25 protein-coding genes and 1 pseudogene are annotated in these 26,470 nt (G+C 45.1%); 20 read left to right on the top strand and 6 right to left on the bottom strand.

The genetic code is table 11. The features are described from left to right. The first annotated feature begins 112 nt into the window (after positions 1-112). From PWYN_RS00950 to PWYN_RS00930, 5 genes are all read left to right on the top strand, one after another. Positions 113-376, top strand: coding sequence for a hypothetical protein (locus PWYN_RS00950; protein WP_036647445.1), 264 nt, complete (start codon positions 113-115; stop codon positions 374-376). 361 nt (positions 377-737) lie between these two features. Next, a complete protein-coding gene (locus PWYN_RS00945) occupies positions 738-995 on the top strand; it encodes a hypothetical protein (protein WP_036647444.1) in 258 nt (85 codons plus the stop codon). Then, positions 964-1,332 (top strand): hypothetical protein, encoded by a 369-nt coding sequence (locus PWYN_RS00940; RefSeq protein ID WP_157261057.1) that lies wholly within the window; start codon positions 964-966, stop codon positions 1,330-1,332. The genes PWYN_RS00945 and PWYN_RS00940 overlap by 32 nt, the downstream gene beginning before the upstream one ends. A 397-nt stretch (positions 1,333-1,729) precedes the next feature. Further along, on the top strand, positions 1,730-2,182 hold the full coding sequence (locus tag PWYN_RS00935; protein ID WP_240479650.1) for a phBC6A51 family helix-turn-helix protein: 453 nt from the start codon (positions 1,730-1,732) through the stop codon (positions 2,180-2,182). Then, positions 2,169-2,459: a helix-turn-helix domain-containing protein gene (locus PWYN_RS00930; protein ID WP_036647440.1), complete on the top strand. Its 291-nt coding sequence runs from the start codon at positions 2,169-2,171 to the stop codon at positions 2,457-2,459. The genes PWYN_RS00935 and PWYN_RS00930 overlap by 14 nt, the downstream gene beginning before the upstream one ends. A 253-nt stretch (positions 2,460-2,712) precedes the next feature. Here PWYN_RS00930 and PWYN_RS29000 read toward each other — a convergent pair whose 3' ends face one another. Beyond that, positions 2,713-2,967: a hypothetical protein gene (locus tag PWYN_RS29000; protein ID WP_157261056.1), complete on the bottom strand. Its 255-nt coding sequence runs from the start codon at positions 2,965-2,967 to the stop codon at positions 2,713-2,715. A 273-nt stretch (positions 2,968-3,240) separates the two neighbouring features. Between PWYN_RS29000 and PWYN_RS29840 the strand changes: the two are divergent. After that, positions 3,241-3,339: pseudogene (locus PWYN_RS29840) on the top strand (iron-sulfur cluster assembly accessory protein); the annotation flags it as partial. 245 nt (positions 3,340-3,584) lie between these two features. Here the strand turns inward: PWYN_RS29840 and PWYN_RS00925 are convergent. Both PWYN_RS00925 and PWYN_RS00920 read right to left on the bottom strand, forming a co-directional pair. Further along, positions 3,585-4,031 carry a hypothetical protein gene (locus PWYN_RS00925; protein WP_036647437.1) on the bottom strand — a complete coding sequence of 149 codons (447 nt, stop codon included), beginning with the start codon at positions 4,029-4,031 and terminating at the stop codon, positions 3,585-3,587. A 257-nt stretch (positions 4,032-4,288) separates the two neighbouring features. After that, the gene (locus tag PWYN_RS00920; protein WP_036647433.1) at positions 4,289-4,498 is read right to left on the bottom strand and encodes a hypothetical protein; all 210 of its coding nucleotides are present in this window, start codon (positions 4,496-4,498) and stop codon (positions 4,289-4,291) included. 217 nt (positions 4,499-4,715) lie between these two features. Here PWYN_RS00920 and PWYN_RS00915 point away from each other — a divergent pair, with 217 nt between their 5' ends. Both PWYN_RS00915 and sda read left to right on the top strand, forming a co-directional pair. Continuing rightward, positions 4,716-5,378 carry a YheC/YheD family protein gene (locus tag PWYN_RS00915; protein ID WP_036647431.1) on the top strand — a complete coding sequence of 221 codons (663 nt, stop codon included), beginning with the start codon at positions 4,716-4,718 and terminating at the stop codon, positions 5,376-5,378. Positions 5,379-5,725: 347 nt separating this feature from the next. Beyond that, positions 5,726-5,869, top strand: a complete 144-nt coding sequence (gene sda, locus PWYN_RS28460; protein WP_084146545.1) for a sporulation histidine kinase inhibitor Sda — start codon at positions 5,726-5,728, stop codon at positions 5,867-5,869. 137 nt (positions 5,870-6,006) lie between these two features. On the opposite strand, the gene PWYN_RS00910 is transcribed toward sda, so the two are convergent. Beyond that, positions 6,007-6,981: an NAD(P)/FAD-dependent oxidoreductase gene (locus PWYN_RS00910; RefSeq protein ID WP_036648188.1), complete on the bottom strand. Its 975-nt coding sequence runs from the start codon at positions 6,979-6,981 to the stop codon at positions 6,007-6,009. 315 nt (positions 6,982-7,296) lie between these two features. On the opposite strand from PWYN_RS00910, the gene PWYN_RS00905 reads away from it, so the two are divergent. Then, complete coding sequence (locus PWYN_RS00905; protein WP_036647430.1) at positions 7,297-8,490, top strand: NAD(P)/FAD-dependent oxidoreductase; 1,194 nt, start codon at positions 7,297-7,299, stop codon at positions 8,488-8,490. A 1-nt stretch (position 8,491) separates the two neighbouring features. Continuing rightward, positions 8,492-8,749 (top strand): hypothetical protein, encoded by a 258-nt coding sequence (locus PWYN_RS00900; RefSeq protein ID WP_036647428.1) that lies wholly within the window; start codon positions 8,492-8,494, stop codon positions 8,747-8,749. Positions 8,750-9,262: 513 nt separating this feature from the next. On the opposite strand, the gene hemQ is transcribed toward PWYN_RS00900, so the two are convergent. After that, positions 9,263-10,015, bottom strand: coding sequence for a hydrogen peroxide-dependent heme synthase (hemQ, locus tag PWYN_RS00895; RefSeq protein WP_036647426.1), 753 nt, complete (start codon positions 10,013-10,015; stop codon positions 9,263-9,265). A gap of 277 nt (positions 10,016-10,292) precedes the next feature. Between hemQ and PWYN_RS00890 the strand changes: the two genes are divergently transcribed. The 3 genes from PWYN_RS00890 (at position 10,293) to dnaI (ending at position 13,360) form a co-directional block, all read left to right on the top strand. Further along, complete coding sequence (locus PWYN_RS00890) at positions 10,293-10,589, top strand: YuiB family protein (RefSeq protein ID WP_036647423.1); 297 nt, start codon at positions 10,293-10,295, stop codon at positions 10,587-10,589. A gap of 258 nt (positions 10,590-10,847) precedes the next feature. Continuing rightward, a complete protein-coding gene (locus tag PWYN_RS00885; protein ID WP_036647421.1) occupies positions 10,848-12,389 on the top strand; it encodes a replication initiation and membrane attachment family protein in 1,542 nt (513 codons plus the stop codon). A gap of 17 nt (positions 12,390-12,406) precedes the next feature. Then, positions 12,407-13,360 carry a primosomal protein DnaI gene (gene dnaI / locus PWYN_RS00880; RefSeq protein ID WP_036647419.1) on the top strand — a complete coding sequence of 318 codons (954 nt, stop codon included), beginning with the start codon at positions 12,407-12,409 and terminating at the stop codon, positions 13,358-13,360. A gap of 74 nt (positions 13,361-13,434) precedes the next feature. Here dnaI and PWYN_RS28995 read toward each other — a convergent pair whose 3' ends face one another. Then, positions 13,435-13,593 (bottom strand): YqzM family protein, encoded by a 159-nt coding sequence (locus PWYN_RS28995; RefSeq protein ID WP_157261055.1) that lies wholly within the window; start codon positions 13,591-13,593, stop codon positions 13,435-13,437. A 350-nt stretch (positions 13,594-13,943) separates the two neighbouring features. On the opposite strand from PWYN_RS28995, the gene trxA reads away from it, so the two are divergent. The 7 genes from trxA (at position 13,944) to PWYN_RS00845 (ending at position 26,467) form a co-directional block, all read left to right on the top strand. After that, positions 13,944-14,261, top strand: a complete 318-nt coding sequence (gene trxA / locus PWYN_RS00875; RefSeq protein ID WP_036647416.1) for a thioredoxin — start codon at positions 13,944-13,946, stop codon at positions 14,259-14,261. A 142-nt stretch (positions 14,262-14,403) separates the two neighbouring features. Further along, the gene (uvrC, locus tag PWYN_RS00870; RefSeq protein WP_052087708.1) at positions 14,404-16,353 is read left to right on the top strand and encodes an excinuclease ABC subunit UvrC; all 1,950 of its coding nucleotides are present in this window, start codon (positions 14,404-14,406) and stop codon (positions 16,351-16,353) included. Positions 16,354-16,702: 349 nt separating this feature from the next. Continuing rightward, entirely contained in the window at positions 16,703-21,004 is a 4,302-nt protein-coding gene (locus PWYN_RS00865; protein WP_157261054.1) for a galactose-binding domain-containing protein, read from the top strand. Between the two features lie 217 nt (positions 21,005-21,221). Further along, a complete protein-coding gene (locus PWYN_RS00860) occupies positions 21,222-22,097 on the top strand; it encodes an ABC transporter permease (protein WP_240479662.1) in 876 nt (291 codons plus the stop codon). 64 nt (positions 22,098-22,161) lie between these two features. Next, a complete protein-coding gene (locus PWYN_RS00855; protein ID WP_036648182.1) occupies positions 22,162-23,022 on the top strand; it encodes a carbohydrate ABC transporter permease in 861 nt (286 codons plus the stop codon). 78 nt (positions 23,023-23,100) lie between these two features. Beyond that, the gene (locus PWYN_RS00850; RefSeq protein ID WP_036647411.1) at positions 23,101-24,819 is read left to right on the top strand and encodes an extracellular solute-binding protein; all 1,719 of its coding nucleotides are present in this window, start codon (positions 23,101-23,103) and stop codon (positions 24,817-24,819) included. 76 nt (positions 24,820-24,895) lie between these two features. Next, positions 24,896-26,467: a response regulator transcription factor gene (locus tag PWYN_RS00845; protein ID WP_036647409.1), complete on the top strand. Its 1,572-nt coding sequence runs from the start codon at positions 24,896-24,898 to the stop codon at positions 26,465-26,467. Positions 26,468-26,470 lie beyond the last annotated feature (3 nt).

The raw sequence follows: 26,470 nt of genomic DNA, 5'->3' as shown, positions 1-26,470 counted from the left end.
AGGATCATACTGTTCATTAAAGTTTATCTCTGTAATTAAAAGCTTTAGCAGAAAAGCTATATTAATGTACCATGCCAGCTGCTACAATCAAAGAAAAAAGGTGGTAGGGGCTATGAACTGGACTTTGGATGAGGATGGTAACTATAATTTTGAGGGCGATGTGAAGTCCTTAGGCTACACAGATGAAGAGATTGAGGCAATTCAATCCCGGATTTCTTTGAGACTATCCTTTGAAGATTGGAAGTCATTTGTAATATTTGACGAAGGGTATATCATTGATCCCGGTGATGATCAGTATTTAAGACTTCCTACTGGAAGAGTGGTCCTCATTCCTTATGACATTTACGCAGATGATATTCTAATACATGTTGATTAATAAATACCATGATGAAAATGATGAATCAAAAGAGCCTTCAGTTACACTCTCTGAGTGGCTCTTATGTTTTTGAGTTGTAATTTCACAATAAAAATCTACTTTAAATTATAGAACTAAAACACATAGCTAAATACTCTTCATTTTTCTTATGATTATTTGGTACTAAAAAAAGTAGTTATAACATAGCCCTAAAAACTACACAAAATTGCGGGTACGCAAGACAGTAAATTTATGGTATACTTGAGACGCACCAGAGTCGCCCACTGCGGTGTTCGCGGAATTATTGATACCATAGGTCTTGAACATAATGCAGAGGGATATACTTTTACCAAGTGAAAAAATCTTGGAGGTGCGGTGTGAAATGAGTAAGAAAGAGGAGGGGAAAAAGATGGGAATGGTATTGAGAAAATCATCTACTTTTAATCCTGCTGCCCTAAAGAGAACATCTAAGAGTAATGATGAAATTTTATCAGTAAATGAGATCAGAAAAATCCTTGGTTTTGATAAAATAGAGCCTATCAAGATTACTTATGCTGATGCGCAGAGCTTAGAAGAGAATGAAGATTACTTTGAAGGTTGGTATGAGGATGAACTTAGAAAGTTCTTCGGTGAGAAATAGAAGGAAGCTAAATGAACTACGCGATATGAGACAAAACGCAAAACATGGAGATTTTTACTTTGCGGTTTATACTGCTATAAATCAGCCAGAAAGAAATGCTCCTGTATTTATAGTAGGAGATGATGATAGGGGAGATGTAGTTGTTTGTAGTTGTACTAAGTCTCCCCCTCGTCCCCCCTATGATATTAAGGTTCAACTCAAACTACCTACCAGTGTTAGAACCAGTAAATTATATACAATAAGCAGGGAGCAACTACAATTTAAAATCCCGCAAACGGCATCAGTACAAGAATACAAAGACATAATGCTGCAATTATCTAAATTTCTACATATGTAATCCTCAAGTCACTCCCTCATCGGAGTGGCTTTTTTGATTTCTACTCTAATTTATCTTCTTCCTCTTACTACGCACCAACTCGCACTCCCTCACGCGCGGGGCTTTTTACGTTATCCTAACGAAAGGAGACGCACGCCTATGTCAATTATCGGGCCGTTTAACCGCCCGCAGCCAAGAACGCAAACCAGTCCACAGGAACGTCTATCCGCATACAATCGCCTTATTGCGTAGTATCACACGAATACTACGCTTTCTGCAGTAGGCAGGGAAAGCTCGCCGGCTTCGAACAGATGCGGGATCAAATACTCGCGCAGCTCGGCGAATAGTATGCTCGGTTCACGCTGAACCTACCATCATACGCACACATTACGGCCGTCCATGGGGCGGTCTCTTTGTCGTGTACAGTTTAATAGGTTTATTTATCTTAATCAGTAAAGGGGAAATCACTATGAAATCATTATCAGCGGGCCAGCACACGGCCATTCAGAACCTATCACTCCCGAAAGCGGCGCGCCCTTCAATCGACGAAATAGCAACCGCTGCAAACGTAAGCCGCTCAACTATTTACGCGTGGCAGAAAGACCCGGACTTTATCGCAGAACTTAAAGCGCAGATTGTCCGTAATAACCTCGACATGCTGCCGGAGCTTATCGCAGCTCTACCGGAGATCGCTATACGCGAGAAGAACGCGGCTATGGCTAAGCTGGCGCTGCAGGTTCACGGTATGCTAACGGATAAGGTCGAAGTACATGCGTCGGCCAGCGTACAGACTACCGATGTTGCAGCGCTGAGAGCACGCATTGAGGCGTTGAAGGTAGCGAAGGAGCCTGCGCACAATGGCGCGGAATAGTAAGCGCGGCCGTCCGGTTTCCCCGTTAGATGAGCGCCATTACCAGGCTATAGCGCTGCTTGCGGATGGACGTATGAACTACAGTGATATCGCGGATAGTGTAGGCGTAACCAGGCGTACGCTCCAACGTTGGAGACAGCGCAAGGACTTCGATAGGGAGCTGCGTAAGGTAAACGCTAAGCTTGTGAATGAATGGCGGAGAACATCGCGTGAACGTATGCGCTTGAGAACAGCGCAGGATATGACGTGGTATTTCAACGCAATCGGAACGTTGTAACATTGAGTCAGACGAGTAACTCAGCCGTGTTATCGTGGCAAAACGCTGCGGTAGCGCGGCCTTTTCTGCGTTTATATCGGGACAATTAACGTCCCATTAATGGACAAAAGGCGATTTCTTCTGCACGGGGGTCAGGACGGACGCCCTCCGGAATTTTCGGGGGGGGTCGGCGTTCTAGCGCTGCATAAACGGATGTATATACGCAATCGGACTCCGTGCATAAATTGCCAGCGCTATAAACGTGATAACAGCGCTATTCCGCACGGTTACAAGGATTGCTCAGTCCGACCGTTGGAAATGTATATGCAGCGTATAACGTGCGTTTATGCAGCGGATTGACAAACGTAGGCGGGGCGCGGGTTTGCGGTGCTAGCGGTGGGTTGCTGATCGCTGATCCACTACCCGCGTGAATGTATAGCGTATGCATTACGATTAAGGCGGAGGCGGCCGACCCCATGTCACCCCGTCCAGGACCCGCCTTCTGCTGCTCACTAATTACGCGAATCATTTTTTATCTCGGGGAGCCAATAAATGTAAATTAATAAGCGCAGTCTTAGCGGAGTCAATCCGTTAGGGCTGCGCCTTTTTGCGTTCTATTAATATAGAAGAAACGCGTTATTGACGTTGCAATCCGCACGCCACTAGGGTAAGATACGGTTAGCGTGATTAGGCGTTGTAGAGGCGCGTAATTAACAAGTAGTCGAGCGGATTAACAATCCCCGATACCGTTCAAAAACGTTGATCTGACGCGGTTTTTAGCCGACCGTCAGCCATACGTCGATTCACCATCAACAACCCGAATGCGACAGCTACATGCGGCTGCGGATCGAGCTTTAGAACGGCATTGGATGCAGGGAAGCCGAATGAGGAGCCTTGTTAAACGTTGATGTGACACGGTTTTAGAGATTTGCACGGTATCGTGAGAGCGTTTCAGAGTCGCGTATTTACTAAATTTATTGTATAAACAGAAAAATACCCCGCCGACCATATTAGGTTGACGGGGTATTTGCCGATTCTTCTTTCGGTCCGCATTCTTCGTTGCTTCCAATCAGTATAAGTCTACACCAACATGATTTAGACAATCTATAAATACATTTTACCTAATTTATAAGTTAATTAGTTGAATTATAACACTTGAAAAACACCTAGTGATTCGAAAAATAAGTATTTCCTTTCATCTTCTTGGTTTTCAAGTGACATTTCTTTAAACCATTCCTCTTCAAAATCCTCTTCTGTAATGTTTCTTGGTCTCCATAATGATAAACCTATTTCAGAAAAGACATAAGAATAACCCAATTCAGAATCATTCCTATCGTACGGAGAAATTTTATCCAAGATAGTAACTAAATCTTTTACTTTAGTATTAAACAAATCAATATTCCTATATTCACAAATATATAAATCTTTTATTCCAGAAGCGAGTTGAATGTACTGTACTTGATCATTTGAGTCATAGTCAACTCTAAAGTAAATAGGGCTACTTTTTTTAGTGAGTTTCTCCACGTTTAATTTGCTCATGCCAATACTTAGATTCCCAATAGACTTTCCTGGTTCGACTTTCATTACTATCATAGCATCCCTCCTAACAATCTCAATTACTTACAAACCCCAATATTGCTCAGACAAATATAGAGAGTGAATCGTAATGTCAGTGTTATTTTCACTAAATGGTTTCACAGCATCCGCCACTCTTATTTCAAACGTTTCATCCAACACGAACTATAATTCATCAAGAATCGGAGTAGATCACTAAATTTAGAATTGTATAAAAAATGCCTTCTCGTAATTATGCGAGAGGGCATTTTTTCATTAATTAAAATACAAGATATTTATGCAGCGATTATAAACTTATAATTGATCATGAATACGATTAATGCACCGGCCCCGAGTGAAAAAGCAATGCAGGATGCACCAAGGATGCTACGGCGGTCTTTAATGAATTTGAAGCCTAGTGCGCAGACGAGCAGAGTAGTACCCGCCAAAACGACAGACATTCCGATCATGGCTACCCAGTACAAAACTTCAAAAAATTGTGCCACTTTGAGTACCCCCCTATGGATAATCTTCTTGATATCATCGTTCGATATGCCTACACTACATTAACTATACGATACATACAAAGGTTTGAAAAGATACACAAACGTAATCGCCCTTTTTAGTGGGAGCGCCTTCTTACACGGACAAACATACAGGAGGGTAATGCATCTTCTGAGTAATGTATAGGGTAGGCTTCACAACGAGAGGAGAGGGAGTACGATGGCGGGAAGACAACTGGCCAGCAAGTGGCTGAAAACCGAAGCGCTGCTCAGCGATTCACGGGTCGCCGGTTACATTCCGAGAACAAGGGGATACAGTGATGCGGCACTGCTGACGATGCTGGGCCAATATGGAAATGTAGTAATCAAACCTGTTGTGGGCGGTGGAGGATACGGTGTCATTAAGGTTTTTCGGACTCGGGGCCAATATGGTTTCACTTATATGGATACGACACGGGTATATCGTGATTTCACCTCAATGAAACATGCTCTAAATATAGTGAGAGTGAAACGGAAATATTTAATTCAACAGGGGATCTCCCTGGCCAGAATTGCAGGCCGTCCCATTGATTATCGCGTGAAAGTCGTAAAAGTTGGTGAAGTATGGGAGTTTCGTTCCATGGTTGGACGATTGGCCCGCCCCGGGCTATTCGTTACCAATCTATGTAAGGGTGGAACTATGCTTAGTTGTCGTGAAGGACTCAGGAAATCCCTGCCCAAGGTTAATACATCAGCTAAAAAGGCAGAAATGCGCCGTCTAACCCTAGTCTGTATTCATTTAATGGAGCGGCACTTTCCGGGAGTAGGAGAGCTGGGTTTTGATTATGCTGTAGATTATAGGGGGAAAATCTGGATACTGGAGGTAAATACCAGACCGCAATAATTAAGCAATTTTTAAGAATTGACGATAGTAGTAGTAGTGTTATAGAATCGTTTAGTCATGTAAAATTCTGGTGTATAAATATTATACTATTTAGTTAAATATGACTTGGGAAATGGGAAATTATGTGGCTATATTAAGAACTATTTTGAAGTAAATCTTAAGGTTCAATCCTGTGTATAACTATTATCCCCATATTACACTGTGCTGCGATAGCGTTAATAGGGCTTACTAACATATTATACACAGGATTTCCACAAACGCTTGTGGATAATGAGAACGCTTGTTCGAAATTTAATAGTTTGATATGATAGACTCAGATCCAAATAAAGGAAAGGTAGGTGAACGTTATGGTTGAATTATCAGATGAGATGCTTCTAGACTCTTACCATAGAGCGATAGAACTGCAACTTGAGCATGATTTCATCGCGCTCTTACTCGTTGAAATTCGCAAACGGAACTTACACTCTCCAATCCACGCGGTACTTCATTGATATACATTAGGTTAACCTCGTGTTAACTACATAAATTAAACCGCTGCATGTACAAAATAGGGTATCCTGACGGGTTGTCATTTCATAAGCCCGTTGGGATACCCTTTTATTTTTGTAAACAACCTTTGTATTAAAGCTTAAAGCTTCATATTGCTGCTGTGGCCGGGAGATAGCTTAGCTTCGGGATCAATATAAACCTTGGCATTATTAACTGCAGTAGGCGCTTCGCCAAATCCGACGGCAATGAGCTTAAGTTTACCTGGATATGTAGTAATATCACCTGCAGCATATATCCCCGGGATGTTCGTCTCCATGCGGGAATCAACCACAATAGAGTTGCTTTCAATGTTAATTCCCCATTCAGCAATAGGTCCGAGTGAGGAAACGAATCCAAAATTGACGATAACACTGTCCACATCAATTTCTTGTGTTTCTTTGGTTTTGATATGAGAAAGGGTTACCTTTGTAATAAATTCATCACCATGCAGCTCGGTAATTTCCGAAGGTGTAATCACATTTACTTTTGAAGCCATAAGGTTCTCGACACTATGCTCATGGGCACGGAATTTGTCACGGCGATGAATCAATGTGACTTGTTCAGCAATCGGCTCCAGCATAAGTGCCCAATCGACTGCCGAATCTCCGCCGCCGCTAATCAAGACCTTTTTATCTTTAAACGCATTTAGATCGCTTACAAAATAATGTAAATTGGCTTTCTCGAAGCGACCGGCTTCAGGCAAATCCAATCGGCGTGGCTCAAATGCGCCAACACCCGCAGTAATAATGATCGCCTTGGAGTGATATTCGGCCTTATCTGTTGTAACGACAAAATGGCGTTCGTCCCTTTTCTCGACAGATACGACTTTTTCTTCAAGCCTAATGTCAGATTGGAACAGACCCATTTGACGTGAAAGGTTATCTACCAGTTCTTGACCGGTTATTTTTGGGAAGCCTGCTACATCATAGATATATTTCTCCGGATAGAGAGCAGCAAGTTGTCCTCCGAGTTGGGGCATACTTTCAATGAGTGTTACGGACGCCTGACGCATTCCGCCGTAAAAGGCTGCAAACATACCAGCCGGACCACCGCCTATAATAAGCAGGTCGCTCATAGGAATACCGGGTTGCTCTAATGTCACAGAATCTACACCTCCGAGTTGATATATTCAATTTGCCATACTGGATTACCTACTTATTATAAACATAGTAACACCGCCCTGCAAAGAGTTTGCGATACCAGAAATTATCAGTATTTTTTATATCAATATATTTGATTAAAAGTGGCCTAAGGTTTACAATGTATATGATTATTTTCAAATTACCTTAAGTTTTATTGGAATTTATTCTAAGGTTAAGTGTATAAATTCACAAAAAGATTTACAAAAAATAACACATAGACAGATTCACTTGTTGGAAGGAGCCGGAACATGAGCAGTATTCCCAAAATTGTAATCTTAGGCGCGGGATATGGAGGAATTTTGACCGCCCAACGTTTACAAAAAGCACTGAATTATAATGAAGCGGACGTTACGCTGGTTAACCGCCATGAGTATCACTATTTTACAACCCATTTGCATATGCCTGCTGCGGGAACGGATAGCATCGAGCACACGCGGGTATCTATCTCCAAATTAATTGATGAATTCAAAATTGATTTGGTTAAATCATCGGTACAGGAAATCCGTACTCAGCAGAAAAAGGTTATTTTAGAAGATGGAACACTTTCCTACGATTATCTAGTTATCGCCCTTGGTGGTGTACCTGAGACTTTCGGTATCCCAGGACTGGATAAGTATGCATTGACGATTCGCAGTATCAACTCGGTTCGTCTGATTCGTGAGCATATCGAATACCAATTCGCCAAGTACAAGAACGAAAACAATGCCCAGGAACATATCAATTTTGTAGTCGGCGGCGCCGGCTTTAGCGGGATTGAGTTCGTTGCGGAATTGGCAGACCGGATTCCGGGTCTCTGTAAGGAATTTGATGTAGATCCTAGTCTAGTTAACATTTATAACATAGAAGCTGCACCAACAGCGCTGCCGGGTTTTGCACCGGAACTGGTTGAGCATGCGATGAACGTACTTACAAAGAAAGGCGTTACCTTCAAGATGGGAGTAGCCATCAAGGAATGTCTGCCGGGTGGAGTTATTCTGGCAACCGGTGAAGAAATCAAGGCTTCCACTATCGTCTGGACGGGCGGTATCCGTGGCAATCGGCTTATCGAGGCAGCAGGTTTTGAAGCTATGCGAGGTCGGGTGAAAGTGGATGAATATCTGCATGCGCCAGGACATGAGAATATCTTCATCATCGGTGATGGCTCATTGATGATTAATCCGGAAGGACGCCCTTATCCGCCAACCGCACAAATCGCGATGCAGCAGGGAGAATGCTGCGCGCACAATCTTGTAGCTTCTATCCGAAATCAGCAGCCGAAGAAATTCTCCTTCAGCAATAAGGGAACGGTTGCTTCACTTGGCAAAGGTCAAGGCATTGCTGTCGTTGGAGATAAGACTTATAAGGGTTGGACTGCAGCTCAATTAAAGAAAGTTGTCGATATGCGCTACTTGTTCATTATTGGCGGAATTCCGTTAGTACTGAAAAAAGGCAGATTCCTATAGGATGCGTCATTGCAGCGTTCAAGTTCGTGGATTGCTAACGAGGGATGAGCTGGATCGGTATAACGGCCTGATCGAAGTGGGATCCTTCTTGGAGGATCAGAACCGCTACGACTTGGCTTACACGGTACAAAAGGAAATTGATCTTCTTATACTTCCGGCTATCGAAAGGCTGAAGGATAAAGGGCGGGCTCGAGATCGGGCGACGGCTGAATATCTGGAAAGCCTGAAGAATGAAGATAGTATTGAGGACGAGGACTAGGACTAGGTACGGACTAGGTACGGACTAGGACGAAGATTTCTAAGATGTATGTTAACAAGGGTGTCCCACAGGCAAGCTATGGCTGCTGGGACACCCTTGCTGTATTTCTGGGGGACCATTTTTGGGGTACAACGAGCTGAAATGATGTACATTGTGCAGGATTTAGGTCTCACCAGGGCAGTATGAGCTAAATTGTTGCAGAATGTGCAGAATTTGGGTTCTCATCAGGTCAGTATAAGCTGAATTATTGTACAAAGTGCAGGATTTGGGTTCTCACCGGGGCAGTATGAGCCGAATTGTTGTACAAAGTGCAGGATTTGGGTTCTCATCAGGTCAGTATGAGCTGAATTGTTGTAGAATGTGCAGGAATCGGTGAGAAATCAGAGGTTGGAAGCTGAATTGTTGTACAAAGTGCAGGATTTAGTGTCGATTGGACGGTGTATCAGCTTTCGGTTCTCCAACTTAACAAAGTAAAACGCCGGTACCCCATACTTCGGGAACCGGCGTCGTGAATTACAGCTTCAGCATTTCTTCAAAAGACTCCGGTGTCAGCAGATTACCGACATAAAAGGGTCCGAATTCTCCATAGCGTGCACTAACCTCGTCAAAGCGCATTTCGTATACAAGCTTTTTAAACTGAAGGGCGTCCTCGGCGAATAGGGTCACTCCCCACTCCCAATCATCTAAGCCTACGGAGCCGCTGATGATTTGTTTAACTTTACCGGCATAACCGCGACCAATTAGGCCGTGTGAGTGCATAAGCTCGCGCCGTTTGGCCATATCAAGCATATACCAGTTGTCGGCGAGCTCACGTTTTTTATTCATTGGGTAGAAGCAAATATGATTTGCTTTCGGCAAAACAGGCTTCAGGCGGGCAATGACATGCGGATTCTGCAGCGGGTCTCCACCGTCACCGCCACCAGCTGCATAGTTGCTAAGTTCTACAATACTTACATATGAATAAGCTTTAAGTGTAAAACGGGCAAAGGCTGTTTTGTTGAATGCGGTCTCAAGTTTATTGAGCTCTTCCAGGCTTTCGCGCAGATGCATCATTACAAAATCAGCTTTCTGACCCACGATAGAGTACATGGTGGAACTGCCTACCTTGGCTTCCTCAACCGGGCTCCACTCTTGTATAAAAGCATTTAGCTCATCCATAGCAACGGCGCGCTCTTCATCATCGGCCGCCGTCCAGGCAGTCCAATTCAGAGAGCGGAAATCATGTAAGGCGTACCAGCCTTCCAGTGTCAAAGCGGCTTCGTTCATGTTCTCACTCCTTAAAAGTTTTACGAAGCATGAGCCCCGAAGGGTTGCTCCGTAGTAAAACTGGCTTCGAAAGCATACGCTTAGTTTTACGAAGCATAAGCCTATGTATGAACCCATTTATCCTATAAGCATTGTATCTCATGCGAGTTGTCAAGAGCAAACGAAGACAGCCTTCATTTTGATAAATGTTCATTGCTTCGAAATAAATTTTCTAGTAAACTTACTACTAGCTTGTGATATGTGTGCGTTTTCTCACAGAGAGGGGTGAAGTCGGTAGATGGGATTTATTCCTGTATTTGTTCTGGCCGTTCTATTCTTTGTTATGATGTTCGGTATTGGCTTTATCCTTAACATGTTAATGAAGACTACTTGGTTTCCCGCATATTTGTTCGTCCTAGTTATCTTACCGGTGGTGGTTTACTCTATATGGGATCGAAGTGCAATGACTCTCTGGGAGCATCTGTCATCTTTCCATTTGGTGGATTATATTACAGGTGTTTTCGGACTTGCAGGTTCGGTGCTTAGTGGTTGGACGATTCACAAGCTGCGTATCGGCGGCTACAAAATGTTTTAATACATTTGCTTCGAAAACTTCGACCTTCGTAACTGGAGGTCGTTTTTTGATTTCTTTGAGAAACAGTCCGTACTTATTGAATGGCGTAACAGTCTCTTCATAGCTAAATCAACGTTAAGTAGAGATAGCTGGAAGCAGTGGTTGTTAAAATGACGGAAAGAGTCGAAATTGGACTTTTTTCCACATTTCCGCTCCGTCATTTTATGATAGAATAGAAATCTACATGAATTCGTGAAAACAAGGGGGAGGTATCCGCAGATGCATATGAGCAATTTACATCATTTTACCGAACATCATCGGTACTGCGTTTCCCGCGAATTCGGTCTTAGTGCTATTGATGTGCGTATGTTGGGTTCCGTATATCAGCCCATGGTGGGAGCAATCGCTACCAGTCTTTACCGTCTGTTATTTGAGCATGTTCCGGCAGAAAGCATCGGATATTCTGGGGTGGAGCAGCAGCGCCGCCTGTTTATGACTTTAGGCATTGAGCCGAATGAGAAAGGCCGCAAGAATCTAATTGAGCAGGCTTCCAAGCTGGAAGCGGTGGGGCTGCTACAGACCTGTCGTATCTATGTGCAGGAAACCGATGATTATATGTACGAATATGAACTGATGCCGCCGCTGTCGCCGGCTGATTTTTTTGCAACACAGCATTTAACCCTCCTTTTACGGGACAAGATCGGCAAGTTTGCAGTCTTATCGCTGCGGGAGCAGTTTTGGAACCGTGAGCCGGAGGAATGGAGTCATAGATCCATCGGCAAAGAAAATATATCCCTGCCCTTTTATGATATTTTTCAATTGAATACACATGTAATTGATTATGAACTGGAGCAGGCATTAGCTGAAGTGGCTACCAGCCGCCAACCAGGTCTGCGTGAGGCTGGGGAACCGGCTATAGGGTACAGTGATATTATTCTGCGGTTCCCCCGTGAATCCGTGAACCGGATGCATGTGGAGAAGCTGCGATTTGATCATAACCAAATGGGTGTTATTAATTATGTAGCACGTAAATATAAATTGAGCCCGCAGGATATTTGCAGGTTGCTTGATGAGGATGGAATATTCTCGCCGGCTGGGGAAGTCCTTCTGGATGAGCTGCAGCACAAAGCCAGTCAGCATTTCCGCCAGGACATGAAACGTCAGGAAAAACGTGAAATTGATGCCGCCAAGGTGATTTCGATCCGTGCCAATTCCGTTGAAGATAAAGAAGAACCTATGGTTTCTCCGGAGCAATCTGTAGAGATGGAATATTACGTTGACGTGCCCCCGCAATTTTTATCCAAGTGTGATGTTCACCAATATAATATGATGCTGCGGAATGAACCGTATACACGCCTGCTTCAGACTTTTTTTCCAGGGGCGGTTCCCGGGCAGTTGATGGATATGTTTGAAAAGATTGATCTGAACTATAAGCTGTCCGGCGAAGTCATTAATGTACTTATACATTATTTGATGACTATGGTTGCTTCAGGTGGAGATCAGCGTATGAATCGTAATTTTGTAGAGGCGATCGCTTCCAATATGTTGGTTAAGCAGGTCAATACATATGAGAAAGCGGTGCGTTACATCCGGGATCAATCGAAGGTAAAAGGTAAAGGGGCCGCAGGGTCCGCTGATAAAACAGCCGCCCGTCCGCGTTCCTATCCTAAGAACGGAGGCCGCTCGGGTAAGCCGGAAATTCAGATTGCTGTGGATGATGGACAAGCCGGTGCTGTATCGGCTGAAGAATTCGCAGTGATGATGAAGAAGGCCGCTGAAATTAAGGCTGGCAAAAAGAAAGGTGTCCCTGATGCAACCTAAGAAAAGGAGGTGGAATAATGGAGTCTATGGGTGAAGTGTTACGTTCGATGAACAATCCTGCTCTGCGTCAGCGCTCCCGTGATCTGGAGCAAAGGCTTCTTAATAACCCTTTGGTGAAACAGCTGCAGGCTGAGCATCCGGAGCTGGACGACACGCGGTTGCGTCTTCATTTAAGCCGCCTCTATCAATATGTGGAGGAAAGCCGTAATTGCGCCAACTGTCCCGGACTTGAAAAATGTCCGAATGATTTTCAAGGTCACTTCAGTAAGCTGACGGTTGAGACGGTGAGCGGCACACCTGAGCTGTACGAACGGAAGACGGCTTGCCGTCTTCAGGTGGCTAAAGATACCCAGGACAACATCCGCAAGCGGATTCGCAGCTTTTACGTGGATGAGAGGGTATTGAATGAAGGTTATGATGAGATTGATATTATGGGTAAAGACCCACGCCGGGCACCAGCCGTCAATCAGCTGTTCCGGTATATAGAGAATACCAAGGAGAATGGATTATCTCCCCATGGGCTGTATATGTTCGGCTCTTTTGGAACGGGTAAAACCTTCTTGATGTGTTATCTCCTGCATGAGCTTGCGGTTGCCGGTTATAGCGGTGTAATTGTATATATGCCGGACTTTGTAGAGGATTTGAAATCTATAATGATGGACGGGCAGAAGCTGAAAGAAACTGTGGATACGATGAAAAACTGTGATTTGCTTATTTTTGATGATATTGGCGCTGAGAACCTGAATCCTTGGGCCCGTGATCATGTGCTTGGGGCTATCTTGAACTATCGCATGAACCGCAAGCCAACCTTCTATACCTCAAATTATCCGCTTGATGGACTGGAGAAGCACTTAAGCTTTACCAGTAAGGATGGGGAAGAACAATATAAAGGTCAACGATTGATGGACCGGATTGCTCCTTTTGTAGATGTAATGCCGTTGCATGGGGATAACCAGCGGGGGAACCGATAAGAAATTGAAATTATAAAATATATAAACAGCAAAAATCCGATTTCTTCGTGGGGAAGAATCGGATTTTCGTTGTTCTACTCCAAAAAAATAAATTTAACAATGACCATTCCGAAAAATAACACCGACATAAAAGCAGTCATGCCGAAAAATCCGTTCATCAAATCACCTAAGTCGTTACGTGGCTCTTCATTAATGTGCTCCCGAGGGTCGCTTGCGCGTGGGTTGACATCCATAGTTTCTGCCTCCTTGCAGGTACAATTCCCTGCATTATTAAGGTGTATTTCACATGTGTGAATTAAGTCATTGACAATTAATGCGCTTTCCTCAAGTATACCGAAATCAGGCAGAGGTTGTAAAGGAATTCCTGATCCGGGATGAGATAGATGGTGTACAAAATAATTGTATGTGATATTTCACATATGCGAATAAAATATGTTATACTGAAAGCGTGTCGGTAAATGGTAAATTGGTTATCATATTACATGAAACATTTTATACACTACAATTACGAAGCAAACGACGGACATAAGCTAACACTTAGATTGTCGAAACTGCTTCGCAAAACTTAAGGAGGAACACTATCATGGCTATTGTGAACGTGTCTGATCAATCCTTCAGCAACGATGTGGAAGGTCAAGGTACTGTAGTAGTTGATTTCTGGGCTCCATGGTGCGGCCCTTGTAAGATGCTTGCTCCGATCCTGGAAGAGTTGTCCGCAGATCTTGGAGACGATGTGAAAATTGCAAAGTTGAATGTGGATGAGAATCCGGAAACGGCATCCCGCTTCGGCGTTATGAGTATTCCTACACTTATCTTCTTTAAAGACGGTCAACCCGTTGATAAAGTAGTGGGACTGAACTCCAAAGAATCCTTGAAGAATATCATCGCTAAACACCAATAATTGTCAAGCTACTGTTCGGGTCTTCGACCCAGTCACACAAGCGCCTTCGGTTCCTTCCGAAGGCGCTTTGTGCGCTATCACTTGAGTGAAGAGTGATACACAGGGGGATCCGCTGGTCTAGGAGGGGAATCAATTGGACTATATGGACAATATCCGCAATAAGCTGGCACTTTTGCCCGATTTGGCCGGATGTTATCTGATGAAGAATGAAGAAGGCACTATTATATATGTAGGCAAAGCCAAGGTGCTCAAGAACCGGGTCCGTTCCTATTTTACGGGCAGCCATAATGGTAAAACTCAGCGGCTTGTCGCTGATATCCGTGATTTTGAATACATCGTTACAGCCAGCAATATGGAAGCACTTATTCTTGAATGCAACCTGATTAAGAAGCATATGCCGCGCTATAACGTGCAGTTGAAGGATGATAAGACATTTCCTTATATTAAAATAACGAATGAAGCACATCCGCGCCTGGAAGTAACGCGCCGTGTGATTAAGGATAAAGCAAAGTATTTCGGCCCGTATCCGAATGCCTATGCGGCTCACCAGACTAAGAAGCTGCTTGACCGGATGTATCCACTCCGCAAATGCGGGGTTATGCCGAAGGAGGTATGCCTTTATTATCATATGGGGCAATGTCTGGCTCCCTGTGAGAAGAAGGTTCCTAAATCTTCGTATGAGGAAATCACCCAGAGTATAGCTGCCTTTCTAAGCGGTGGTCATGACGCGATTAAGAAGGATCTGCAGAAGAAAATGCAGGAAGCGGCAGAAGAACTTTATTTCGAACGGGCAAAAGAGCTGCGGGATCAAATTCTCCATATTGAAGCCTTGATGGAGAAGCAGAACATCAACACGCCTGATACGAAGGATCGTGATGTATTCGGCTATGCGGTGGACAAGGGCTGGATGTGTGTGCAAATTCTCTATATGAGACAGGGGAAAATGATTCAACGCCACTCCTCCGCCTTTCCTTTCTATGGAGAGGCTTACAGTGATTTTATGTCTTATGTAACCCAGTATTATAGCGACAATCCAGCGGTGCCGCAGGAGATATTGCTGCCAGACTTCCTGCCCGAAAGCGGATTAGTGAATGAACTGAAGGCTGATGAAAAAGTAGAAGTGAACGTTTCGATAAAAGATGCTATAGGTACGGAAGAACTGCAGGAATCACCGGAGGAGGCCGCCGAACGTGCGGCTGCGGCAGAAAAAGCCGCCGCTGCCGGAATCGTGGATGCATTCGGCGGTGCAGCGGCCTTACAGGAATGGCTTGGGGTTAAGGTTCTTGTTCCTCAGCGCGGGCTCAAGAAGCAAATGGTGGGGATGGCTTGTCAGAATGGGCGTGTGGCTCTGGATGAGAAATTCAGACTTATTGAACGGGATGAGGAACGCACTTCCGGGGCTGCACTTGGACTTGGGCAGAGCCTTGGACTTGAATCGCTAAGTCGAATTGAAGCGTTCGATAACTCGAACATTCAGGGAACGAATCCTGTATCAGCCATGGTTGTATTTATAGATGGTAAGCCAGCAAGGAAAGAATATCGTAAATATAAGGTCCGAACTGTAAAAGGACCTGATGATTATGAGACGATGCGAGAAGTCATTCGCCGCCGCTATGAACGGGTGTTGAAAGAGGATTTGCCAATGCCGGATCTCATTGTAGTCGACGGAGGAAAAGGACAGATTTCTGCAGCAATTGATATCTTGGAGAATGAACTGGGGCTGTTTATTCCGGTTTGCGGCCTCGTCAAGGATGTTAAGCATAAGACGGCTCAGCTTCTGGTAGGCGATCCCCCGGAGCCGGTAGTACTGGCGCGAGACAGTCAGGAGTTCTATCTGCTGCAGCGCATTCAGGATGAAGTTCACAGATTTGCTATTACCTTTCATCGGGAGCAGCGTGGGAAGTCCATGATTACATCCAAGCTGGACTCTATACCCGGAATTGGAGAGAAGCGGCGTAAGCTGCTGCTTAAGCATTTCGGCTCCCTCAAAAAAATTAAAGAAGCCGGAATTGAGGATTTCCGTCCTCTTTCCATCGGTGACAAGCTGGCTCGGCAAATTCTTGAGGCATTGAAGGATGAGGAGCCGGTGTGATCAGGTTATGACTCATACTCTTTAGTACTATAGATGGCCAACCCTTACGGTTGGCTTTTTTTGAGTTGGGGATCATTGCAAAAATTGGTGGGTGGGAAAGAGCGGAAGTTTGGTGAGATGGAGTAGAGCACTTGAGAAGTGGGATAGTGCAGCAGCAGATTAGTCGGTCTGAACTGAAGAGCAGCTTAAGAGAAGTTCGAAGTTCGTTTATTCCTGCATGAAATCGTTGATTTGTCTAATTGTAAGTGGATACATAAAAAGTTAATCTAAGGAATGCCATTATGAAAGCGCTGTTTTCAGGCGTTTTTAAGGCTTTTAGCGTTAAGAATCTAAAGGAGGATTAAGGTAAATGACACATTCAAGGATGAACAAAAGTAAAGAGTTAGCTAGGGTTTTCATTGTTTTTGTAATTTTTACGATGCTGATTTGTCTGGTACAGATTACACCCATTAGCCGGGTAAATGCAGCAAGCTCCTATCTGCTTTCTATGGATCGGCCCGCCTATGCATCAGGTTCTGAGGGCAACAACACACCTGATTTGGCGGTAGACGGCAACACAACATCCCGCTGGAGCAGTGCTTGGGGATCAGACCCCAACTGGTTCTATGTAGACTTAGGAGCCTCTGCTGCAGTAGACCGCGTTGTACTCCGTTGGGAGGGTGCCTATTCCAAGTCCTACAAAATCCAGACATCTGACAATGAATTGAATTGGACGGACATTTATACGACAGCTGCAGGAGATGGTGGTGTAGATGACATTACTCTCAGCGGAACAGGAAGATATATAAGGTTATATTCTACGGTACGGAATTTGTCCCAATACGGCATTTCACTCTTTGAGTTCGAAGTATACGGAACAGGAGGCGTGAATCCGCCACCCGTTGTACTCGGACCGAATGTTGCACTGAATCGGCCGGTTGCGGCTTCATCCTACGAGCAATCTGATTATTTACCGGTAGGCTCCACGGTGCCGCAGCTAGCCGTTGACGGCAACCCAACGACACGCTGGTCCTCGAATCCAACAGACAATCAGTGGATCAGAGTTGACCTCGGAAGTGTCCGAACGCTGGGCCGGATTGTGATTCAATGGGAAGCTGCTGCAGGAAGAACCTATGATATTCAGGTATCCAATGACGGCACAGCTTGGACAACTGTTTACAGGGAACTCCATGGTGAAGGAGGTACGCTTAACCTTCCCGTATACGCAACCGGTCGATATTTACGGATGAACGGCATCAGCAGAGCAACTTCCTTCGGCTATTCCATCTTTGAGATTCAAGCCTACGATTATGTAACAGGCGATGCTAAGCCGTCCTACAGCATCCCTAATCTCCCTGTACTTTCTACTGTAGCTGTAGGCCAAGGCAGCTACGCTGCAAATGATCTATCAGTTCCACAGCCTAAATATCCGCTGTATAAATCAGATTCATTAACTACGCCACTGCCTTCGAACGATTGGTGGCAATCCATTATGATCAATAAATTAGGAAACGGAATTATATCGCTTCCGCTTAAATCGAAATATACCAAACAGGGACTAGGAGTTCTAAATCCCGGCGCCGGTTATTTAAGTGCTGACGGCAAGGCGCAGGAAGCGGGAGGAAGTTCCGACTTGTTCCTGATGGCAAGTAATATTAACACCTCCAGCATGTCTAATCGGATTACCGGATACGGGGATTGGTCTGCTGTTGCCGTCTTAAGTGATGGAGCGACCGAGAAGATGAAGACGACATTTACTAAGGGTTCTCCGTATCTCTTCTCGCAGTTCAGCGATCCAACCAGTCCTGAAGTGTATTTACCCGCCACAGCCAGATTTTTTGATGATAGTAACAATACAGTTCTGACAGCAGACGGCTCGACGATTACAGCCGATCATATCGGCATTGAAGTAACGAATTCAAATGGAGCTCCAACGCCCACCATGGTTACTAGATCCTATGGCCTGTTTGCTCCGTCCGGCACCACCTTCAAGAAAGTGGGCTCCAAGCTCAAAATCCAACTTGGGGGAGGACAGAACTATTTATCACTAGCTGCACTTCCAGCAGCAGCGAACCTGAATTACTTTTATCAGCACGGTTATGCTTTTATCACAGATACGAAAGTGGCTTATACCTTTAATGAAGCCTCATCCAATGTGACGACAAGCTTTAATGTAACCACTGAACTTAAACGTGCAGGTTTTCCGAATACGACCCTTATGGCACAGTTGCCGCATCAATGGAAAATTACGACGACTCCACTGACTGCGCACTCTTTTCCATCCATACGTGGCACCATGAAAATAAGTGAAGGGAATTCCTTTACAACGGTCGATAAGTTTTATGGCATCGTTCCTCAATTTACTGAACCCGGTGATTCATCCTACTCCCGCCAAACGTTGATTGAGTATTTGGCAAAGCTGGATACGGACACTTCGACAGATCTGATGAAGGCTGACGCCTACTGGCAGGGGAAGAAGCTGCATCCGCTGGCGATGGGCGTATTGATTGCAGATCAAATCGGCAATGAAAGCTATAAAAATCTATTCCTGTCCAGAATGAAAACCATCCTCTCGGACTGGTATACCTATACTCCGGGGGAAACCGATTATTATTTCGATTATAATTCCGACTGGGGAACGCTGATCTACAAGAACAGCGAATTCGGAGCAAACTCCGGAATTACAGATCATCACTTTACTTATGGTTACTATGTATTCGCATCAGCGGTTCTCGCATCCTATGATGATGATTTCAAGAACAAATACAGCGGTATGGTGGATCAGTTAGTTAGGGATTATGCCAATCCTTCGAAGACCGATTCACAGTATCCATTCCTCCGCAACTTCGATCCCTATGAAGGACATTCATGGGCGGGCGGATATGCGGATAATGACAGCGGCAACAATCAAGAAGCAGCAGGTGAATCGCTATTTGGCTGGGTAGGTCAATATATGTGGAGCACTTTGACCGGGAACACCTCCTATCGGGATACTTCCATTATGGGCTTCACTACTGAACTTAGAGCCATCCAGCAGTACTGGTTCAACTATGATCAGGATAACTGGCTACCAAGCTATACCCATAAGACCGCAGGCCAGGTCTATGGTAGCTCGAACTTCTTTGGAACTTTCTTCAATGGCAATCCGGTATTCGTGTATGGTATTCATTGGCTGCCTACGGCAGAGTATTTGACGAGCTACGGGTTTGATACAACAAAAGCAGCTGCATTGTACAACGGCTTCGTAGCGGATAACGGCGGGCCTGAACAGGATTGGTACCATATTGTCTGGCCAATTCAGGCTCTATTCGATCCGCAGGCTGTATTGGATAAGTGGAATCCTACCGTAGTGCAGCAGAACGAATTATTCAATACGTATTGGTTCGTGCACAGCATGGCCTCTTTGGGACAGCGCACCACGGATATTTGGGCTTCGGACGGCTATAGCTCGACGGTGTACAAGAAGGGCTCCGTTTACCGGGCAATGATATGGAACCCTACTGATGCGGCAATTACAGTTACTTTCCGCAATGCTGCGGGTGTAACAGGTTCGGCAGTGGTTGCAGCCAAAAAGCTTGTGAAAGTGGACCCAACGAAAGTTACCACTGGTGATGGCGGAAGTGGAGAAACAGGCACTAATTTAGCATTGAATAAGACGGTAACGGCCTCGGAGGCTCCGAAGCAAGCTGCTTCGTTAGCGGTGGATGGAGATCCGGGAACACGTTGGGAGTCTGCTTTCACGGATTCTCAGTTTATTCAGGTGGATCTCGGATCGAATCAAACGGTCAGCCGGGTCGTTCTGAATTGGGAGGGAGCCTATGGAAAGGCATATACGATCCAAACCTCCACAAACGGCACCAACTGGACAACGGCATACACTACGACAACCGGAGACGGGGCTATTGACGATCTCAGCTTCACACCGGTAAGTGCGCGTTACGTTAAGGTGAATGGTACGTTACGTGGCACACCATATGGTTATTCGTTATGGGAGATGGAGGTATACGGCAGTGGAACGGCTGTGCTTTCGCCGCCTGCATTAACCGCTGATTCTACTCAAAACAACCTCGGTCAGCCGATTGAAATAAGCTTTCTTGACAATACGGCGTGGAGAAGTGCAATTCAGACGGTAAAGGTGGACGGAACGGCGGTCAGCAGCGCGAATTATACCTTGACTGCCGGTAAGATCACACTCAATCCTGCTCTGTTCACAACTGCAAAGGCGTATGAAATCACTCTATCGGCTACTGGCTACACGGATGCTGCTGTACAGCAGACACTAACTGCGGGGCCATCCGTAAACTTAGCTCTGAATAAGACGGTAACCGCCTCTGAAGGTCCTAAGCAACCTGCGTCAGGTGCGGTGGACGGTGATCTGGGCACACGCTGGGAATCCGCTTTTAGTGATCCCCATTGGATTCAAGTGGACCTTGGATCCAATCAAACGGTCAGCCGTGTCCAACTGAACTGGGAAGGTGCGTACGCAAAGTCGTATACGATCCAAACCTCCACAGACGGCACCAACTGGACTACCGTCTACACAACTACGAGCGGGAACGGTGAATTGGATGACCTAACCTTCACGCCGGTAAGTGCAAGGTATGTGAAGGTGAATGGAACAGAACGTGGCACACCATACGGTTATTCTTTGTGGGAATTATTGGTTTATTAATCCCCGTTGATTTTGTAAATGAATCGTTAATTCTTCTCGTAGAGATCACTATTGCTATAGAGATAAGATAATAGCATCAAATCAAAGAAATGGTGATGCTATGAAACAAGAAATGATACCCGGGGGTTTGCCGGCCAAGACCTATCGGCCCTTGAGCAGCAAGCCCCAGGGAAAAGGAGTTTGGAGCCAGTTTGCCCGCCAGTGGGACTATCAACTTATGATTCTTCCTGCCATTGCATTTCTCTTAATCTTTAGCTACATTCCCATGTGGGGCGTAATGATGGCTTTTAAGGAATACAACCTGTTTGAAGGATTTAAGGCCAGCCCGTGGGTAGGGACTTTACATTTTCGCATGTTTTTCGAATCACCGGAGTTTTGGAGCATCGTCAGGAATACGCTGTGCATCAGTCTACTGAAACTTGCCTTCGGTTTCCCCGCACCGATTATTCTTGCGCTGTTGCTGAATGAAGTGAAAAATATGCTGTTCAAGCGTGTAGTGCAGACGATTACTTATATTCCGCACTTTATCTCGTGGGTTGTCGTTTCAGGGTTGGTCTTCTCCATGCTGGCTGTGGACAACGGAACGGTGAATGAAGTGCTCATGAAGTCCACTTTGATTGAGGAACCGATTAACTGGCTTTCTATTCCCGAATATTTCTGGGGTATCTTGGTATCCGTGGGTGTATGGAAAGAGATTGGATTTGGCTCCATTGTCTACTTAGCCGCAATTGCCGGTATCGATCCTGCTTTATACGAAGCGGCATCCATAGACGGTGCTAGCCGGTTTAAACAAATCTTTACGATTACGTTACCGAGCATGTCGGCGGTAATCACCATTTTCCTGCTGCTTGGTGTGGGGAATATTCTGAATGCCGGCTTTGAGGACATCCTGCTCCTTACCAAAAACCTGAACAATGGCATTTTGCTTCCATATGCGCAGACTGTTGATACTTATGTCTACCAAATGGGGATTCTGAATCAACGTTATTCTTACGCAACTGCAGCCGGGCTGCTCAAATCTGTATTAAGTGTACTTCTGTTGTATATTGCCAATACCATCGCACGCCGGATGGGCAAAGCCAGCCTATGGTAAGCCCATCCTTCTCTCAAAAAAGAAAGGAGGCTTGTCCTTGAAAGCCAGCCGTTCCGATAAATTCATGCAGGCCATTATATACGCAGTGCTTGCGGTGCTTGCCTTCGTTACCTTTTATCCGTTTTGGAATTCGCTCGTCATTTCGTTTAACACCGGAAGTGATACAGCACTCGGAGGGGTTACCTTCTGGGCGCGTGATTTCACATTGGAGAATTATAAGATCGTATTTAAGGAAGATGATATTTTCCACGCTTACATCATTACCATTTTGCGGACGGTCTTCGGCACAGCGCTTTCCATGTTTTTTACCGCACTATTTGCCTATGGTCTGTCCAAAAAGGGTATTGTGTTCAAAAAGTTTTATATGATTCTATGCATCGTTACCATGTATTTCAGCGGTGGTCTTATCCCTTATTTTATCCTGATTTACGATATGCATCTCTATAATACCTTCACCTTTCTACTGATTAACGGCATGATCAATGTTTATAACATGATCATCTTCCGTACTTTCTTCGCGGAGCTTCCTGACGGTCTCGAGGAATCGGCACGAATAGACGGTTGCTCAAATTTCGGTGTATTCTTCAAAATCGTCATTCCGATCTCCGGGCCGGTGCTGGCGACGCTCAGTCTGTTCACAGCGGTAGGCTTGTGGAATGATTGGTTCACTCCGGCTGTGTTTATCAGCGATCAATCTCTCATTCCGCTGCAAACCTTACTGGTGCAAATCATCAATGCGGGTGCAACGGCAAGCCTGATGACGAATCTCAATACATATGCGCAAAGTATGGTGCAAAATACGGTCACTGTTAAGGCGCTGCAAATGGCTACAATGATGATTGCCACACTGCCGATTCTAATGATCTATCCGTTTCTGCAAAAATACTTCGTTAAAGGTGCGCTAGTAGGTTCATTGAAGGAATAACACCAGGTTATCAGCGGCGGTAGCGAGTATCGTCCACTTATGACATATTAATTGTAATGAGAGAGAGGGGTTCAAGGAATGAAGACAAGCAAGGTCTCACAACTATTGTTAGCCGGAATGCTGGCTTCAAGTCTTCTTGCGGCATGCTCGGGTAATGACAACAATTCACCCAATTCGACCAAGGAAGCTGCAAACACAAATGCGAATGTACAAAGTGAAGCCACTGCAGCACCGGGCGATTCAACTGTTGATGCAGTGGGTGTAGCGGCAAAGGTTAAGCCAGTCCATTTCACTACGTTCGTTAACTATGACTGGTATACGGCGCCTACTTGGGAGGAGAGACCGCATGGTCAATGGATCACCGAGAACCTCAAAGTGACTTTGACTCCCGTACAGTCAAATGGTGCTGCTGCCCAAAAGCTAAACTCGATGATCGTCTCCAATGAACTTCCGGACGTTATTGTTATGGACCGCGGTAAAGATGTTGAACGTCTGCAAAAGGCTGGTAAGCTGGTAGCTCTTGATCCTTACCTTGACAAATACCCGGAATTCATTGAAGCAGTAGGTGAGGAAACGCTGAATATGCTGCGCAGTGGAGATGGTAAGTTGTATCAAATCCCGAACTGGTATATCAACGGTGATAATGGTAACGGTAATGCCGGCTATCTGATTGAGAAGAAGATTTATAAGACACTAGGTTCTCCTGCACTGGAAACATGGGATGATCTAGAAGCCTACTTGAAGCTTGTAAAAGAAAAATTTCCTGATATCGTACCCATTGATTTCGGAGAAACCCGTGATGGTGCAGATGTACAAATGATGGGAATGCTCTATAGCGGTGCAGGAGACGACCGTACACCGGGCTTTATCTCCCCTGGATCCGGCCAAATTTTTGGTGTTCCTAACGGCTCGGAATTGACCTCTGTTTACAAGGATCCTGCTTTTAAGGAAGCTGCCTTGTATTCCAGCCGGTTGTTCCGCGAAGGGCTGACCTCTCAGGATTTGCTTACGCAAACACGCGATCAAGTTCTCGAGAAGCTCAAAACGGGTAAAATCGCGGTATTCGGGGCTTATGATTCTGTAGTTGAAGGAATCGGACGCGAAGCGAATAACCAAATGAAAGCCAAAGATCCCGAAGATGGTTATGAAGTTATCTGGCCGGTGCATAAAGACGGCGTAGACAAAAACAAGGTGTATCCATCCGGTTTCAATACACTGGGCTGGAATGTAAACGTAATTACTACGAATGCCAAAGATCCGGAAGCCATTTTCTCTTATATGAATTGGGCTACCAGCCCTGAAGGACAGCAGGTTATTTTCTTCGGACCTCAAGGACTATTCTATGATACAGTGGAAAATGGAGTACCGATTCCGAATGATGCCTATATCAATCGGGATCTGAAGAAATATGATGAATTGAAAATCGGTGAATTCAACTGGAACGGCAATACTTCGTATGTAGATGCGACCAAAGCACAACGTGAGAAATTACTGCCAGCTGAAGCACAGGACTGGACGACATTGGGTCAAGCGAATATCACCTTCAAAACGTCCAAGAATGTAACTGAATTCTCCAATCTGGATCCGACACCGAATTCGGAAGAGGGAATTATTTTACAAAGGCTGAAGGATCAGTATGCGCAAGTCGTGCCTAAGATCATCTTCGCCAAAAGTGATGAAGAGGTAAATCGTTTGATTGAAGAAGCAGATAAAGAAGCTGTTAAAATGGGTTACGACAAGGTGCTTAAATGGAAGACCGATGTATGGCAAAATAATCTCAAAAAAATTAAAGGCTAGTCTATAGTGGACTGGCTGGAAGAAGAGGGATACGTAAATCGTACCCTCTTTTCCTCATGAAGGAGCGCTGGATGCGATGTTTAGAGCTGTCCTTGTAGATGATGAAGATTACGATTTGGAAGGGCTTCGCCTCCTGATTCCTTGGAACGAGCTGGGAATCGAGGTCGTTTGCAGCGAGAATAAACCGCTTGCCGCTCTTCACTTTATAGAGAATCATAACATCGACTTGCTGATCACCGATATCAAGATGCCGGTTATTTCCGGAATTGAGCTATCCCGTAAAGCCATGGAGAAAAACCCGGGGCTGAAAACTGTTTTTATCAGCGGCTACCAGGACTTTAATTATGCCAAGCAGGCGATAGACTTGAAGGCTCATGGCTATATCTTGAAGCCGGTTGATGATGAAGAGATCGTCACAGTGCTTCGAACGGCAGTTGCCGAGTTGGAGAATGACCGCATCAAGCGTACAGAGGATACCAGTGTGATGACTTCTTTTCACTTTATCAAAAATGATGTACTGCAGCATTTACTGGAAGGGACTATAGACCGGGAGACTCTGGGTGCCTTTTTGGGACGTTACCCTATGGATCTTGTATTCTCCAGTGCCCATGCCGTGCTGGTTGAGGCGGACGATGTCCTGCTCCGAATAGGGCAGAATCCAGAAGCAGGCAACGGTGAGCTGGACGAACTTATGGACTTTATAGGTATACATATTGAGGATACTGCTCTCGGGAAATGGTGCAGGTTGAACCGCTCTCAAATAGGGCTTATTTATACAGGGCCTACTGAGTTTTTGGAAAAAGATCTGGAGCGGATGGTTTTAGAAGTCAGGGAGCGAACCTCTTTTACTATAACCGTCAGCTATGGAAGTGAGATTACTTCTCTGGAAGAGCTGTCGGTTTCTTTTTCCCAGGCCAAGACTTGTATGAACGGTAAAATGTTTATCGGCAAGAACCGGGTGATCCCGCCTATTATGAACAAACCGGGGATGACCAAGGACATTAAGGATATGAGTACCGTCCTTGAAGCGATGTTCGGGGCAATGGCTAACTATAGATTGGTGGGCATTTGTGACTGCATAGACGAGCTGTTTGAGGTGGCAGCTGTCTTTGAGCATTCGGTTAAGGTTTACCATTTCTCGATCCATATCGCAACCCGGCTAGAGGCGTATTTGGGTACGCTGAACGAAACTTATGAGAGTCTGCTTGGGTGGGGGATCCAGCAAATGGATATCGTTCATCGCCTTGAAACAGTAGATGATATTAAAAGATGGCTCCGCAATACGTTGTTTCAGATCTCAGAGATCATCTTTATGAAGAAGCAGCATAAGAACCGGCGTTTGATGGAGGATATTGAAACGTTCATCCGTGAAAGGCTGGCCGAGAACCTTACCTTGCGCGAGGTAGCGAACCATTTCGCTTATTCGCCGAATCATCTGGGTGTGCTTTTCAAGGAACATATGAGAGAGAGCTTTAATGAGTATCTGGTTAGAATCCGTATGGAAAAAGCAATCACACTGCTAGATCAGCATCATTATAAAATTTATGAAGTAGCAGATCTGATCGGGTATAAAAATATAGCCTATTTCAGCAGGCAGTTCCGTGAGTACTACAATATAACCGCAGCCGATTACAGAAAGCAGAGTTGATCT

It is taken from the genome of Paenibacillus wynnii, from assembly GCF_000757885.1.
Taxonomy (GTDB): Bacteria; Bacillota; Bacilli; order Paenibacillales; family Paenibacillaceae; genus Paenibacillus_AQ; species Paenibacillus_AQ wynnii.
The sequence above is the reverse complement of the archived record's forward strand: the minus strand, read 5'-3'. Positions and strand labels throughout refer to the sequence as shown.

Bases quoted from the DNA above. Each gene is read 5' to 3' on its own strand.
- PWYN_RS00950 (WP_036647445.1), top strand. From the start codon at position 113: ATGAACTGGACTTTGGATGAGGATGGTAACTATAATTTTGAGGGCGAT.
- PWYN_RS00945 (WP_036647444.1), top strand. From the start codon at position 738: ATGAGTAAGAAAGAGGAGGGGAAAAAGATGGGAATGGTATTGAGAAAA.
- PWYN_RS00940 (WP_157261057.1), top strand. From the start codon at position 964: ATGAACTTAGAAAGTTCTTCGGTGAGAAATAGAAGGAAGCTAAATGAA.
- PWYN_RS00930 (WP_036647440.1), top strand. From the start codon at position 2,169: ATGGCGCGGAATAGTAAGCGCGGCCGTCCGGTTTCCCCGTTAGATGAG.
- PWYN_RS29000 (WP_157261056.1), bottom strand. From the start codon at position 2,967: ATGATTCGCGTAATTAGTGAGCAGCAGAAGGCGGGTCCTGGACGGGGT.
- PWYN_RS00925 (WP_036647437.1), bottom strand. From the start codon at position 4,031: ATGATAGTAATGAAAGTCGAACCAGGAAAGTCTATTGGGAATCTAAGT.
- PWYN_RS00915 (WP_036647431.1), top strand. From the start codon at position 4,716: ATGGCGGGAAGACAACTGGCCAGCAAGTGGCTGAAAACCGAAGCGCTG.
- sda (WP_084146545.1), top strand. From the start codon at position 5,726: ATGGTTGAATTATCAGATGAGATGCTTCTAGACTCTTACCATAGAGCG.
- PWYN_RS00910 (WP_036648188.1), bottom strand. From the start codon at position 6,981: ATGAGCGACCTGCTTATTATAGGCGGTGGTCCGGCTGGTATGTTTGCA.
- PWYN_RS00905 (WP_036647430.1), top strand. From the start codon at position 7,297: ATGAGCAGTATTCCCAAAATTGTAATCTTAGGCGCGGGATATGGAGGA.
- PWYN_RS00900 (WP_036647428.1), top strand. From the start codon at position 8,492: ATGCGTCATTGCAGCGTTCAAGTTCGTGGATTGCTAACGAGGGATGAG.
- hemQ (WP_036647426.1), bottom strand. From the start codon at position 10,015: ATGAACGAAGCCGCTTTGACACTGGAAGGCTGGTACGCCTTACATGAT.
- PWYN_RS00890 (WP_036647423.1), top strand. From the start codon at position 10,293: ATGGGATTTATTCCTGTATTTGTTCTGGCCGTTCTATTCTTTGTTATG.
- PWYN_RS00885 (WP_036647421.1), top strand. From the start codon at position 10,848: ATGCATATGAGCAATTTACATCATTTTACCGAACATCATCGGTACTGC.
- dnaI (WP_036647419.1), top strand. From the start codon at position 12,407: ATGGAGTCTATGGGTGAAGTGTTACGTTCGATGAACAATCCTGCTCTG.
- PWYN_RS28995 (WP_157261055.1), bottom strand. From the start codon at position 13,593: ATGGATGTCAACCCACGCGCAAGCGACCCTCGGGAGCACATTAATGAA.
- trxA (WP_036647416.1), top strand. From the start codon at position 13,944: ATGGCTATTGTGAACGTGTCTGATCAATCCTTCAGCAACGATGTGGAA.
- uvrC (WP_052087708.1), top strand. From the start codon at position 14,404: ATGGACAATATCCGCAATAAGCTGGCACTTTTGCCCGATTTGGCCGGA.
- PWYN_RS00865 (WP_157261054.1), top strand. From the start codon at position 16,703: ATGACACATTCAAGGATGAACAAAAGTAAAGAGTTAGCTAGGGTTTTC.
- PWYN_RS00860 (WP_240479662.1), top strand. From the start codon at position 21,222: ATGATTCTTCCTGCCATTGCATTTCTCTTAATCTTTAGCTACATTCCC.
- PWYN_RS00855 (WP_036648182.1), top strand. From the start codon at position 22,162: ATGCAGGCCATTATATACGCAGTGCTTGCGGTGCTTGCCTTCGTTACC.
- PWYN_RS00850 (WP_036647411.1), top strand. From the start codon at position 23,101: ATGAAGACAAGCAAGGTCTCACAACTATTGTTAGCCGGAATGCTGGCT.
- PWYN_RS00845 (WP_036647409.1), top strand. From the start codon at position 24,896: ATGTTTAGAGCTGTCCTTGTAGATGATGAAGATTACGATTTGGAAGGG.